General features: G+C 60.2%; 11 protein-coding genes. 6 read left to right on the top strand and 5 right to left on the bottom strand.

Annotated features, from left to right (window positions below; all coding sequences use genetic code 11):
- Positions 1-9 precede the first annotated feature (9 nt).
- From HJB83_RS19125 to HJB83_RS19110, 4 genes are all read right to left on the bottom strand, one after another.
- On the bottom strand, positions 10-798 hold the full coding sequence (locus tag HJB83_RS19125; RefSeq protein ID WP_207581169.1) for an ABC transporter permease: 789 nt from the start codon (positions 796-798) through the stop codon (positions 10-12).
- Positions 795-1,688: an ABC transporter permease subunit gene (locus tag HJB83_RS19120; protein ID WP_207581168.1), complete on the bottom strand. Its 894-nt coding sequence runs from the start codon at positions 1,686-1,688 to the stop codon at positions 795-797. Before HJB83_RS19120 ends, HJB83_RS19125 begins: the two co-directional genes overlap by 4 nt.
- Before the next feature lie 73 nt (positions 1,689-1,761).
- Entirely contained in the window at positions 1,762-2,865 is a 1,104-nt protein-coding gene (locus HJB83_RS19115) for an ABC transporter substrate-binding protein (protein ID WP_207581167.1), read from the bottom strand.
- Positions 2,866-3,056: 191 nt separating this feature from the next.
- Positions 3,057-3,929 carry a MurR/RpiR family transcriptional regulator gene (locus HJB83_RS19110; protein ID WP_221115816.1) on the bottom strand — a complete coding sequence of 291 codons (873 nt, stop codon included), beginning with the start codon at positions 3,927-3,929 and terminating at the stop codon, positions 3,057-3,059.
- A 178-nt stretch (positions 3,930-4,107) separates the two neighbouring features.
- Between HJB83_RS19110 and HJB83_RS19105 the strand changes: the two genes are divergently transcribed.
- From HJB83_RS19105 to HJB83_RS19080, 6 genes are all read left to right on the top strand, one after another.
- Positions 4,108-4,878, top strand: a complete 771-nt coding sequence (locus tag HJB83_RS19105; protein WP_207584345.1) for an N-formylglutamate amidohydrolase — start codon at positions 4,108-4,110, stop codon at positions 4,876-4,878.
- A gap of 121 nt (positions 4,879-4,999) precedes the next feature.
- Positions 5,000-6,556, top strand: a complete 1,557-nt coding sequence (locus tag HJB83_RS19100) for an amino acid permease (RefSeq protein ID WP_207581165.1) — start codon at positions 5,000-5,002, stop codon at positions 6,554-6,556.
- A 249-nt stretch (positions 6,557-6,805) separates the two neighbouring features.
- Positions 6,806-8,173: a glutamine synthetase family protein gene (locus tag HJB83_RS19095; protein ID WP_207581164.1), complete on the top strand. Its 1,368-nt coding sequence runs from the start codon at positions 6,806-6,808 to the stop codon at positions 8,171-8,173.
- A 207-nt stretch (positions 8,174-8,380) separates the two neighbouring features.
- Complete coding sequence (locus HJB83_RS19090) at positions 8,381-9,766, top strand: aldehyde dehydrogenase family protein (RefSeq protein ID WP_221115815.1); 1,386 nt, start codon at positions 8,381-8,383, stop codon at positions 9,764-9,766.
- A complete protein-coding gene (locus HJB83_RS19085) occupies positions 9,763-10,914 on the top strand; it encodes an iron-containing alcohol dehydrogenase (protein WP_207581162.1) in 1,152 nt (383 codons plus the stop codon). Before HJB83_RS19090 ends, HJB83_RS19085 begins: the two co-directional genes overlap by 4 nt.
- 303 nt (positions 10,915-11,217) lie before the next feature.
- Positions 11,218-11,916, top strand: coding sequence for a ParA family protein (locus tag HJB83_RS19080; protein WP_221115814.1), 699 nt, complete (start codon positions 11,218-11,220; stop codon positions 11,914-11,916).
- Between the two features lie 70 nt (positions 11,917-11,986).
- Here the strand turns inward: HJB83_RS19080 and HJB83_RS19075 are convergent, their stop codons facing one another.
- The gene (locus HJB83_RS19075; protein ID WP_221132106.1) at positions 11,987-13,387 is read right to left on the bottom strand and encodes a L,D-transpeptidase; all 1,401 of its coding nucleotides are present in this window, start codon (positions 13,385-13,387) and stop codon (positions 11,987-11,989) included.
- Positions 13,388-13,520 lie beyond the last annotated feature (133 nt).

Raw genomic sequence — 13,520 nt, 5'->3', positions numbered from 1 at the left:
CCAATTACCTTAAGCCTTTGCCGGGCGGGCTTTGCCGAAGCGGGAAACGAGGTTGAGCAGGCCCATGCTGAGCCAGGTGATCGAGAAGGCGATGACGGCGAGCGCCGAAGGCTCATAGGCCTTGTTGGCGCCGACGAGCTGCAGGTAGGGGCCGAAGGCCGGACGGTTGAGCAAGGCAGCGAATGTGAACTCGCCCATGACGATCGCAAGCGTGATGAAGGCGCCAGACAGCACGCCGCTCATGACGTTCGGGAAAATGCACTTGAACATGATGGTCGTCCAGCGGGCGCCGAGGCTCTCAGCGGCTTCCGTGAGGGTGCGGACGTCGATGGCGCGCATGGCGGTATCGACGGCGCGGTACATGTAGGGCAGCGACAGTGTGATGTAGGAGAAGACCAGCAGGATGTTGGTGCCGGTCGTCGAACCCGTCAGCGGTAGGTAGGACGATGAGTTGTACATCCTGAGGTAACCGAAGACGATGACGATCGCCGGAATGACCAGCGGCAGCAGCGTGATGAATTCGACGACCGGGCGCATCTGCGGCAGGCGCAGCCGCACCCAATAGGCCGTTGGAACGACGAGCAGCATGCCGAAGACGATGGTCAAAAGTGCCATCATCATGGAATAGCCGAAGGTCTCGCGGAACTGGGCGTCCGAGAAGACCGACTGATAGGCGTCGAGGCTGTATTCGCCGCGGCGCATGCGCAGCGAAAACTCAATGGTGCCGATCAACGGAATGATGAAATAGGACGCGCCCAAAATAATGGCGATCCAGGCTCCGAGACGTTGCGCTTTCATTTCTGCCACCGTTCGGCGCGCATGCGCAGCATGAGGTACAGGACGTTGGAGACGCCGGTGATGACGATCATTCCGAGGGCGATGGCGTAGCCGAGGTTGGCATTGTGCAGAACGTCGCCGCGGATCTGTGCATAAAGAAGGATCGGTACGATGTTCAGCGAGCTGCCGGTCAGCGCGAAAGCGGTGGCAATGGCGCCGAAGGCGTTGGCGAAGAGCAGCAGCGTCGTGCCAAGCAGGCTTGGCCAGAGGATCGGGAGCGCCACCATCGTCCAGTACTGGCGGTTGGTGGCGCCGAGGATTTGCGAGGCTTCGCGCCATTCCTTCTTCATACCGTCGAGGGCAGGCGTCAGGATCAGCACCATCAGCGGGATCTGGAAATACATATAGGTGATAGTGAGGCCGACGAAGGACAGCAGGTTGAAGCCGGTGCCGTACAGATTGAAGCCAAACCATTCCCGCAGGAAGATCGTTACAAGGCCGGTGCGGCCGAGCGTTGCCAGAAAGGCGAAGGCAAGCGGCACGCCGGCGAAATTCGAGGCGACGCCGGAGAAGGTCAAAAGGGTCGAGCGGACGGAGGCGGGCAGGCCACCAAGCACGACGGCCCAGGCGAGGAAAAAGCCGATCAACGCACCGCCGAGAGCCGACGCCACCGAGACACGGATACTGATCCAGTAAGCGCTCATGATCGAGGGGGTAAAGAGATCGCCGATATTCTTCAGCGTGAGGTTGCCCTCAGGGGTCAGGAACGCGCCCGCCACAAGATAAAGCGTGGGGATGATCAGGAACAGCAGGGAGAAGATAATGAAGGGTGCAATGCCCAGCCAGTCGATCACGCGATCTCTGTTGATCAAGGGGGCACTGCTCACCATAGGCGTTGAAACCGTGCTCATGGAAAAAGCTCATCCTGGGGCGTCGGAGTGAGAAAACCTCCCCGCCTATGCGGCGGGGAGGCAGGATCAGAGGTTACTTGACGCTGGCGCCGACCACGGAATCCCAGTTCTTGGTGATGGTTTCCTTGCCGGCGGCCTGCTCTTCGAGCGTCGGGAAGACGGCCTTTTCGTAGGCTGCTGCCGGCGGCAGCTTGTCGAGCAGGTCCTTCGGGATCTTGTTGTTCTTGGCAAGATCGTTGAAGCGGATCGGGTGGCAATAGCCCTTCAGCCAGCCGAGCTGACCCTCGTCGGAATAAAGGTATTCCATCCAGAGCTTGGCAGCGTTCGGATGCGGAGCGAAGGCAGAAATCGCCTGGACGTAGACACCGGCAACGACGCCCGTTTTCGGAACGACAACCTCGAACGGAGGGTTGCCCTTGAGGCTCTGGCCCCAGGAGAGCGCGTTGTAGTCCCAAGCGACGATGATCGGCGTTGAGCCCTGTGCGAACGGAGCCGCCTTGCCGACAACAGGCACGAAATTGCCGTTCTTGTTCAGTTCGGCGAAGAATTTCAGGCCTTCTTCGCCCGCCTTGGCCGCGTCACCGCCGGATGCGGAAAGACCAGAGGCATAGACGCCCTGGACAGCCTGGTTGGCGCTGCGCGGATCGCCGGCCAGCGCGACGCTGTTTGCGTAATCGCTCTTTTTCAAGTCGGTCCAGTCGGCCGGCGATTCCTTGACGAGATCCTTGTTCACGAGGAACGAGAGAACGCCATAATAGTCGCCGTACCAGTAGCCTTCGGCATCCTTGGCCGAGTCCGGGATCGAATCCCAGGTGGAAACCTTATAAGGCTGAATCAGGCCGTCTTTCTTGGCAGACGGACCGAAGGAGAGACCGACGTCGATGACGTCAGGAGCCTGCGGGCCGGTGTTGCCCTTGTTCGCCTTGATGGCTTCGACTTCGTCGCCCGACCCTGCGTCCGGGTTCAGTTCGTTGACCTCGAGGCCATACTTGGCCTTGAAGCCGGCAATGACGTCGCCGTAGCCGCACCAGTCGTGCGGAAGAGCAATCGTCGTCAGAGTGCCTTCCTTCTTGGCGGCGGCGATCAATTCAGCGCTCGGCTCGGCGGCGGCAATCGCGGTAGAAGCCACGATCATCGCAGTAGAGAGCGACAGAAGTCGAGAAATGTTAGAGATCACTGTTGTTCTCCTTCGGGTTTTCAGTGTCTGGCGATGCTGTTAATGAGCTTACATGAAGCTTGTGTGACGGCTGGATGACGTTAATTTTCTATGGATAGCAGGCGTTTGCGACACGTGTTTTATTTGCGACGGCACTGCTTTGTTTCCGCGAAAATCCGTCCTTGTTTTTTCTCTGTTTTAGTCTTGTCCTCCTAACCCGGTTTGCGGAAAAGCTTGGTTTGCTCGAACAAGCCCTCAAGCGTCTTCATGCGCTCCTTCGTCTCGTCCCAGGTCGAATTCTGAACGGCCTCGATCAATGCTTCGACGATGAACAAGGTGACGACGGAGGAATCCCAGGCCGACGGCGCCTCGATCCGGACGCGGAAGGCATGCCGGGCCAGCTTGGCGGCCGGCGAGCCCCACTGGTCGGTGAAGACAACGATTTCGGCGCCGCGTTTGCGGGCGGCGGTGGCGAGGCTCACCATCTCCTGCTCATAGCGGCGGATGTCGAAGATGATCAGGATGTCGCCGGCGTTCATGTTGAGGACATATTGCGGCCAGCTGCTGGAATTCGACGACAGCAGCGTCGTTGCAGGACGGATCACCTGCATGTGGGTGAAGAAATACTCGGCAAGCGCGCCGGTGATGCGGCCGCCGACGAAATAAAGGCCGCGCTTGCGGTCGGAGAGTAGCGAAGCGACACTGTCGAAGGTCGCGGTATCGAGATCACTCAGCGTTTGGCGCAGATTGCCCATGATGGCATCGGCGAAACGATTGAGGATATGAGTGCCCGGCGCATTTTGAGCCCAGCGATCATGCTTGGTGATCGGGTTGGAGATCGTCGCCTCGAGCTCCAGATGCAGATGCGCCTGAAAGTCCGGATAGCCTTTGAAGCCGAGCTTTTGAACCATGCGCACGACGGTCGGCGTCGAAACGCCGGCATTCTCGGCGATCGTGGTGATGCTGCCGAGACCGGACACCGGATAATTGTCGAGAAGGCTTTCGGCCAGTTGCTTTTCGGCACGCGTCAACACCCCCAAATGCGAGTGTATGACGTCCGAAACCGTCTTCGACGCAACTGTCACGTGACTATGCTCCCCGGGATGGTCTGGCGCCACTTTCCCACTCAAATTAAGAACGCTGTCATAATCCATGTCAACCACTGTCGTGAAAAGAAATTTTCAGTCGACGCTTGACAGTGATCGAAACCTGAAGAATTCTTTTCTTCATAAGGAATTTGTTAAGGGATAAGGAGTGGCGCCTTTGGTGCTGGCCGGGCCGAAAATCCTCAGCGAAGCGGATGGCGACTGTGTCGGGATCGAGCGCGTCCGTGGCCAGAGCCCGGTGCTGCTAATCTGCGAGCATGCCTCGAATGCGCTTCCGGCGCATTTTGGCGATCTTGGCCTGCCCAGCGAAGCACTCGCGAGCCATATTGCCTGGGACCCGGGCGCCCTTGCGGTTGCCCGCGGCATATCGGAAGGGCTCGACGCGACGCTCGTTCACCAGCGGTTCTCCAGGCTTATCTACGACTGCAACCGGCCGCCCAGTTCACCTGGCGCCATGCCGGAGACGAGCGAGATTTACGCCATTCCCGGCAACAAGGAATTGACCGCCGAAGAACGCCTTGCGCGCACCGACGCGCTCTACGTGCCTTTCCACGACGCGATTCGTGGGCTGATCCGCGATCGCCGGGCGAGGGGACAAGACAGCATCATCGTGACGATCCACAGTTTCACGCCGGTCTATCACGGCCGCGAGCGACCGGTGGAACTCGGCATATTGCACGATGAGGACAGCCGGTTCGCCGACCTTATGCTGAAGGCAGCGGCCGAGGCGCCGCTTTACAGGACAGAACGCAACCAGCCTTACGGGCCCGAGGACGGCGTGACCCACACGCTGATCCTGCACGGGCTTTCGAACGGCTTGCGCAATGTGATGATCGAGGTCCGCAACGACCTCATCGCAGACGATGTCGGCCAAGGGGTCATGGCCGACTATCTAACAGGGCTGCTCCAGCAAAGCCTGGACGCCTGACATAAAAAGAAGACCCGAGGGAGCAGTCTAACTGCGGACGTCCGTACGGCGAGAAGGCCGCGGACAATTTGGCACTGAACCGGCCCGCAATCCCGCGGCCGATCGTGAACAGGGGGAAGTCATGTCGGATTATTCCGAACTGGACAAGAAACAGGATGTGCACATCCTGCATTCCATGGGTTATGCCCAGGAACTCGAACGGCGAATGAGTTCATTCTCGAATTTTGCAGTCTCATTCTCCATTATCTGCATCCTCTCCGGCGGCATCAATTCGCTGGCGCAGGCGACCTCCGGTGCCGGCGGAGCGGCGATCGGCATCGGCTGGCCGCTCGGCTGCTTCGTCTCGCTCGTCTTCGCCATCGCCATGGCGCAAATCAGCTCGGCCTATCCGACAGCCGGCGGGCTCTATCACTGGGGCTCGATCCTCGGCAATCGTTTCACCGGCTGGCTGACTGCCTGGTTCAACCTGCTCGGTCTCGTCACCGTGCTCGGCGCTATCAATGTCGGCACCTACTATTTCTTCATGGGTTCGTTCGGCACCACCTATCTCGGGCTGACGGACACGACGACGGTGCGCATCATCTTCCTCGTGATCATCACCGGCGCGCAGGCGCTCGTGAACCACATGGGCATCGGATTGACTGCGAAGCTGACCGACTTTTCCGGTTATCTGATCTTCGCGAGCTCGATCGCGCTCGCGGTTGTCTGCCTCGCCGCCGCCCCCTCCTATGAGGTCGGACGCCTCTTCACCTTCGCCAACTATTCCGGTGAAGCCGGCGGCAACGTTTGGCCGGCCACGTCAGGAACATGGGTCTTCCTTCTCGGCCTGCTGCTGCCGATCTACACCATCACCGGTTATGACGCTTCGGCACACACTTCGGAAGAGACGGTCAAGGCTGCCGAATCGGTTCCGCGCGGCATGGTCGCCTCGGTGCTTTGGTCGGCGCTTTTTGGCTACATCATGCTGTGTGCCTTCGTCCTGATGCTGCCGAACATGGACGATGCGGCAAAACAGGGCTGGAATGTGTTCTTCTGGGCGATGGACAGCCAAGTGAATCCCATCGTCAAGGATATTCTCTATTTCGCCATCCTGGTGAGCCAGTGGCTGTGCGGTCTTGCGACGGTCACCTCGGTCTCGCGCATGATCTTCGCCTTCTCGCGTGACGGCGGTCTGCCGGCATCGAAGGCGCTGTCGAAGGTCAGCCCGCAGTACCGCACGCCGGTGGCTGCGATCTGGACCGGCTCGATCCTGTCTGTTCTCTTCGTCTGGGGTTCTTCGCTCGTTTCGATCGGCGACACGCCGGTCTATACAATCGTCGTCGCGTGCACGGTCATCTTCCTGTTCTTCTCCTTCGCGATCCCGATCACCCTCGGCCTGTTCGCTTGGGGCACGTCGAAGTGGGACAAGATGGGCCCGTGGAACCTCGGTGAGGGCGTCTTCAAGCTCTTTGCCGTACTGACTGTCATCGCGATGATCCTGATCTTCGTTCTCGGCATCCAGCCGCCGAACGAATGGGCGCTTTACATCACTGTTGGCTTCCTCCTCGTTACTGCGATCGTCTGGTTCGGCTTCGAAAGCCGGCGCTTCAAGGGGCCGCCGATCGGCGCCGAAGTGGCAAAGCGCCAGGCCGAGATCGCGGCGGCCGAAGCAGCCGTCGGCGAAAGCGGCGAACACTAAAGCGCGGGGCGATCTTTCAGATCGCTCCTCGCACTCTAGGTCTTTGTTTTTCCGCATGTCGTTAGCGCAAAACCGCGGCACACTTTTACGCGACATGCTTTAGGCATCGAGGCTTCCCTCTCAAATGGCGGGGCCGCATCCTGCGGCCCCATCACCGGTTCAACGAAAAGGCATCAGGTCCACATCCGGCCGTGCGCATGCGATTTCGTTGCCCCGATCTTCTCAATTCCAATGTCAGGCGGATCAATCATGAGCAGCAGCTACACAATCGACGATCTCAGGAAGGATGTTGCCGAAGGGCGCATCGATACGGTTCTGGCTTGCCAGGTGGATATGCAGGGCCGGCTGATGGGCAAGCGCTTCCAGGCGGAATTTTTCCTCGAGAGCGCCTGGAAGGAGACGCATAGCTGCAACTACCTGATCGCCACCGACATGGAGATGGAGACCGTCTCCGGCTACAAGGCGACAAGCTGGGAAAAGGGCTACGGCGACTATACGATGAAGCCGGATTTGGCGACGCTGCGCCGTATCCCCTGGCTCGACGGCACGGCGCTGGTGCTCTGCGACATGCTCGACCATCATACCCATGAAGAGGTCGCCCATTCGCCGCGCGCGATCCTGAAGAAGCAGGTGAAGCGCCTTGAGGATATGGGCATGAAGGCCTACATGGCCTCCGAGCTCGAATTCTTCCTGTTCGACCAGAGCTACGAGACGGCGCAGGCGTCCGGCTACCGCAACCTCAAGCTCGCCAGCGCCTATAACGAGGATTACCACATCTTCCAGACCACCAAGGAGGAAGAGGTGATGCGGGCGATCCGCACCGGGCTGCAAGGCGCCGGCATTCCGGTCGAGAATTCCAAGGGCGAGGCTTCCGCCGGCCAGGAGGAAATCAACGTGCGTTACGCCGATGCGCTGGCGATGGCCGACCGGCACGCGATCATCAAGAACGGCTGCAAGGAGATCGCCTGGTCAAAAGGCAAGGCAATCACCTTCCTGGCCAAGTGGAATTACAACGCCGCCGGGAGTTCCTCGCATATCCATCAGTCGCTCTGGAGCCTGGAGGAGAAGCCGCTATTCTTCGACCATACCGGCAAATACGGCATGTCGCCGCTGATGCACAACTACGTGGCCGGGCTTCTCGCCCATGCAAGCGAGATCACCTATTTCCTGGCGCCCTACATCAACTCCTACAAGCGCTTCATGGCCGGCACCTTTGCGCCGACCAAGGCGATCTGGAGCAAGGACAATCGCACCGCCGGCTACCGGCTCTGCGGCGAGGAGACCAAGGGAATCCGTATCGAGTGCCGCGTCGGCGGCTCAGATCTCAATCCCTATCTCGCCTTCGCCGCACTGCTTGCCGCCGGCATCGACGGGATCGAGAACAAGCTCGAACTCGAAGCCCCCTTTGTCGGCGACGCCTATGGCGGCAAGGGCGTTCGCGAAATCCCGCGCACGCTGCGTGCCGCTACGATCGAAATGACGGAATCGGCAATGCTGCGCAAAGCCTTCGGCGACGACGTGATCGACCATTATACCCGTGCCGCCGAATGGGAGCAGGAAGAATATGACCGCCGCATCACCGACTGGGAAGTGGCGCGCGGTTTCGAAAGAGCCTAATAGGCATTTACGGATTGCTTGTCCTGCACCCCAACCCTCTTCCCGTTCTGACGGGGAGAGGGGACGTACCATGCGAGGGGTGGGCTGGGGACGGAGAGGCATCGGCATGCCCCCTTCGCCAAGCGAGCGGAGAGACGGTGCCGGCAGGCGGATGAGGGGCTATGGCCCTCGACGAAATTTTTGATCATACGAGGACGGAAATCGATCATGGCAATGATCCAATGTATTTCACCGGTTGACGGGTCGGTCTACGCCGAGCGCGCCGCACTTTCTCTCGATGCCGCCAAGGACGTGGTGGCGCGGGGCCGCAAGGCGCAGAAGGCTTGGGCGAAACGGCCGCTCGAAGAGCGCGTGCAGCTGGTGCTGAAGGGTGCGGCGCGGCTGAACGAGATGTCAGATGTCGTCGTGCCGGAGCTTGCCTGGCAGATGGGCCGGCCGGTCAAGTATGGCGGCGAATATAAGGGCTTCAACGAGCGCTCGAATTATGTCGCTTCGATTGCGGCGGATGCATTGGCGCCTGTTGTCGTCGAGGAGAGCGAGCGTTTCGAGCGCCGCATCGAACGCGAAGCGCATGGTGTCGTCTTCGTCGTCGCGCCGTGGAACTATCCCTATATGACGGCGATCAACACGATCGCACCGGCGCTGATGGCCGGCAATACGGTGGTGCTGAAACATGCCTCGCAGACGCTGCTGGTCGGCGAGCGGCTGGTTCAGGCCTTCGTCGAGGCCGGCGTTCCCGATGACGTGTTCCAGAACGTCTTCCTCGACCATCAGACGACGTCGGCGCTGATTGCCGCCGGCAGCTTCAATTTTGTCAATTTCACCGGATCGGTCGAAGGCGGACGCTCGATGGAGCGGGCAGCCGCCGGCACCTTCACCGGCCTCGGCCTCGAACTCGGCGGCAAGGATCCGGGTTACGTCATGGATGACGCCGATCTTGAGGCTGCCGTCGATACGCTAATGGACGGCGCGACCTATAATTCCGGCCAATGCTGTTGCGGCATCGAGCGCATCTATGTGCATGAATCGCTCTATGACGCCTTCGTCGAGAAGTCGGTCGCCTGGGTGTCGAATTACAAGCTCGGCAATCCGCTCGATCCCGATACCTCGCTCGGGCCGATGGCGCATAAGCGCTTCGCCAAAGTGGTGCGCGAACAGATCGCCGAAGCGGTTTCCAAGGGTGCCAAGGCGCTTGTCGACCCTAAGCTTTTTCCGCAGGATGACGGTGGCGCTTATCTGGCACCGCAGGTTCTCGTCGATGTCGACCATTCCATGGCCTTCATGCGCGAGGAGACCTTCGGTCCGGCGGTCGGCATCATGAAGGTGAAGAGCGACGAGGAGGCACTCGCTTTGATGAACGACAGCCAGTACGGACTGACGGCCTCGCTCTGGACCGGCGATGTCGAGCGGGCAGCGCGGCTCGGCCGCGAGATCGAAACCGGCACCGTTTTCATGAACCGTGCGGACTATCTCGATCCGGCGCTCTGCTGGACCGGCGTCAAGGAGACCGGCCGCGGCGGCTCGCTGTCGATCATCGGCTTCCAAAATCTCACGCGTCCGAAATCCTTCCATCTGAAGAAAGTCACAGCATGAGCAGCAACATCACCGCAAACTGGAGCTACCCGACATCGGTCAAGCTCGGCCGGGGCCGCATCAAGGAACTGGCCGACGCCTGCAAGAGCCTCGGCATCAAAAAGCCGCTGCTCGTCACCGACCGCGGCCTCGCCTCGATGGCGATCACCAAGAACGCGCTCGATATTCTCGAGGATGCCGGCCTCGGCCGGGCGATCTTTGCCGATGTCGACCCGAACCCGAACGAGAAGAACCTCGATGCCGGCGTCAGGGCTTTCAAGGATGGCGGCCATGACGGCGTCGTCGCCTTCGGCGGCGGCTCCGGCCTCGACCTTGGCAAGTGCGTCGCCTTCATGGCCGGCCAGACGCGGCCAGTCTGGGACTTCGAAGATATCGGCGACTGGTGGACGCGCGCGAGCCTCGAGGGCATCGCCCCGATCGTCGCCGTGCCGACAACGGCCGGTACCGGTTCGGAGGTGGGGCGCGCCAGCGTCATCACCAATTCGCAAACGCATGTGAAGAAGATCATCTTCCATCCGAAGTTCCTGCCTGGCGTCGTCATCTCCGATCCGGAACTGACGGTCGGCATGCCGAAGATCATCACCGCCGGCACCGGCATGGATGCCTTCGCTCATTGCCTGGAGGCCTATTCCTCGCCCTTCTATCACCCGATGTCAGCCGGTATCGCGCTTGAAGGCATGCGGCTTGTCAAGGAATTCCTTCCGCGCGCCTATAGAGAGGGCACCGATCTCGAAGCCCGCGCCAACATGATGTCCGCTGCCGCTATGGGCGCGGTCGCCTTCCAGAAGGGGCTCGGCGCCATTCATGCGCTGTCGCACCCGATTGGCGCCGTCTACAACACCCATCACGGCATGACCAATGCCGTCGTCATGCCGGCGGTGCTGCGCTTCAATCGCAAGGCGATCGAGGAGAAGATCGGGCGCGCCGCTGCCTATCTCGGGATCTCGGGCGGTTTCGACGGCTTCTACGATTATGTGCTGAAACTCCGCTCCGAGCTCGGCGTGCCCGAGACGTTGTCGGCGATGGGAATCGCGGCTGACCGGATCGACGAATTGTCGGCGATGGCGATCGAAGATCCAAGTGCCGGCGGCAACCCGGTTGCACTGACGCTCGAAAATACCAAGGCCCTTTTCAGGGATTGCTTCTGACCATAACAGCGGACCTTCAGACTGGCCCGGAAGCTATTGGCTTCCGGGCTTTTTTGTCTTTTTTGTACTGGCGGCATCCGTGCTTCAAGTCTTGGCCCGATGCATATTGTTGTCCCAACACCGCTGAACACTTTTGGGCGACATGCATGAATTTTAGGGATGTGAAAAATACCAACTGCAATTTCGGCGGGCGTGTTCGGGATTTGTTAACCATGATTGTAAAGAATGGATTAACCGCACGATGCTCCGACGGTGCGTAAAAGAGCGATTCCGGCTCGCGCCATTTCCTTCCGAGGACCGAACATGCCTGTCATTACATTCGCAAATACCAAGGGCGGGGCCGGCAAGACGACCGCTGTTCTGCTGCTCGCCACCGAGTTAGCCCGCAAGGGTTACCGCATCACCATTCTCGATGCCGACCCGCAGCATTGGATTTCGCGTTGGCACGAAATATCGGGTCATGTGCCCAATATTTCGGTGATTGACTTCGTGACAACCGCTTCGCTGCCGCTGCATATCAGCGAGAACAAGCACAATACCGACTATTTCATCGTCGATCTGCCGGGTGCGCGCAATCCGCTGCTTGCCACCGCCGTCGGCCTTTCGGATCACGTGCTGATCCCGATCCAGGGCTGTGCGATGGATGCGCGCGGTGGCGCACAGGTGCTTGAACTGCTCCAGTATCTGGACGAGAAGGCGGGCATCAAGATCGGCCATTCGGTGGTGCTGACCCGCGTCAACTCGATGGTGACGACAAGGGCGCTACAGGTCGTCAAGTCGCTGCTCAGCGAGCGGCATGTTCCGGTGCTGGATACCGCCATCATCGAACGCTCGGCCTTCCGCGACATCTTCGACTGTGGCGGCACACTGCACACGATCGAGCCCACACGCGTCAGCAATCTCGACAAGGCGCGTGAAAACGCCACCTGTTTCGCCGAGGAAATGATGAGCAAGCTGCCGGTCAGGCTGATGGAGTCTGCCCGTATGGCGACGGCGGCCTGAGCATCCTCCTTATGAAACGGAAAAGGCCGTCGGAGTGATCCGGCGGCCTTTCCGTGTGCACCAGATATCCTCAGTCGACGAATTCGACCGTCACGCCCGGCTTGACCATCTTGGCAAGTTCGGTCGCATCCCAATTGGTCAGGCGGATACAGCCATGGCTCTGGGTGCGGCCGATCTTGGAAGGCTCGGGTGTGCCGTGAATGCCGTAGGTCGGCTTCGACAGCGCCATCCAGACGGTGCCGACCGGGCCATTCGGGCCGGGCGGAATGTTGAGGATCTTGTCGTTGCCGGCCTGCTGGAAATTGATCTTCGGATTATAGGTATAGCCGGGATTGAACGCGACGCGCTCGACCGTCACGGTGCCTGACGGGGAGGGTGTGTCGGTCGAGCCGATCGATGCCGGGTAGGCGGCAACGAGATTGCCGGCGCCGTCATAGGCAAAGACCTGCTTGCGGCCCTTGTCGGCGATGATGCGGGCAACCTCGCCGCTCTTCAGCTCGCCCGGATTGACGACCTTGATGATCGTGCCGGCAACGGTGAAATCGGCGCCGGGGTTCATTTCCTTGAGGAAGGCTTCATCCATGTGGAAGCGCTCGGCCAACATTTCGGTGGTCGAGGTAAAAGCTAGCGACGGCAGCATCGCCTTCTGCGAATAGTCTTCCGGGATCTGGGCGACGAAGGGGCCGGCGGCATCGGCCGGGGTGATCGTGTAACTGACGACCGGCAGGCCGCCGTTCATGCGCAGCTCTTCGAGAATGGCGTCGGTGTCGTTCGGGTCGAGTCTGGAGCCGGTCATCTGGTCATAGGCATAGACCGATTTGGTGACGTTCGAGCCCATATGGCCGTCAATGACGCCGGGGGAGATGCCGGCGCGATCGAGGAAGACCTGCAGCGCGACGATCTCGGGCTTCGACTTGTTCTTCAGCGTGATGACGGGCTCATCCGGTGCGGCGCTCGGCGCGTCAGCGGGCGGGAGCTGCTGGTCGGGATCGATCGAGGCATAATCGTCGCCGGGCTGCGGATTGCCGATGCTGTTGTCATTGGGATAGGGTTGACCGTCGAGCGGTTGGCGTTCGATCGCCGCATCGCGCGGAATACCGCCGGTGACCGCACCGCGCTCAGAATAACGCGTATCGCCAGAGGCGTTGTCGTCGGCGTAATAGGGATCGTTGCCGTTCTGGTCGGCATAGACCTCGCGCGGACCGGGCCGTGGCGGATAGTAGCCGCGGGCGCGCATCTCGGTGGCGACGACATTGCCATAGGCATCGATCATCACGCGATTGCCGCTGCGGTCGCGGGCATAGATATAGCCGCGGGGGACATAGTCGAGAATTTCGCCGTTCGGCGTAACCAGCACGACATCGCTCTGCCGGCGGTCACGGAACTGCTGCGCGCCTGCCCCCGGTGCTGCAGCCGCGATGGCCGCCAGCACGGCCGCAAGCGAAAATGCCGACTTCAAAAAGCGATTCACGTCTCATACCTCGGAACTGTGACTGGCAGACACACACCTGCGAATTTTGACGCTAGTGTGGAATTTATGAAACCGTGCTGAACAAAATATGAAAATCACTAAGATTTCCTTTTACTCATAAACGTTTGCGTCT

This window comes from Rhizobium sp. NZLR11, assembly GCF_019685115.1.
GTDB lineage: Bacteria > Pseudomonadota > Alphaproteobacteria > Rhizobiales > Rhizobiaceae > Rhizobium.
Note: the sequence above shows the minus strand (reverse complement) of the source record. Positions and strands in the feature narration are given on the sequence as shown.

Excerpts from the sequence above, each read along its gene's own strand:
- HJB83_RS19085 (WP_207581162.1), top strand. The coding sequence starts at position 9,763 with ATGAGCAGCAACATCACCGCAAACTGGAGCTACCCGACATCGGTCAAG.
- HJB83_RS19095 (WP_207581164.1), top strand. The coding sequence starts at position 6,806 with ATGAGCAGCAGCTACACAATCGACGATCTCAGGAAGGATGTTGCCGAA.
- HJB83_RS19080 (WP_221115814.1), top strand. The coding sequence starts at position 11,218 with ATGCCTGTCATTACATTCGCAAATACCAAGGGCGGGGCCGGCAAGACG.
- HJB83_RS19090 (WP_221115815.1), top strand. The coding sequence starts at position 8,381 with ATGGCAATGATCCAATGTATTTCACCGGTTGACGGGTCGGTCTACGCC.
- HJB83_RS19125 (WP_207581169.1), bottom strand. The coding sequence starts at position 798 with ATGAAAGCGCAACGTCTCGGAGCCTGGATCGCCATTATTTTGGGCGCG.
- HJB83_RS19100 (WP_207581165.1), top strand. The coding sequence starts at position 5,000 with ATGTCGGATTATTCCGAACTGGACAAGAAACAGGATGTGCACATCCTG.
- HJB83_RS19120 (WP_207581168.1), bottom strand. The coding sequence starts at position 1,688 with ATGAGCACGGTTTCAACGCCTATGGTGAGCAGTGCCCCCTTGATCAAC.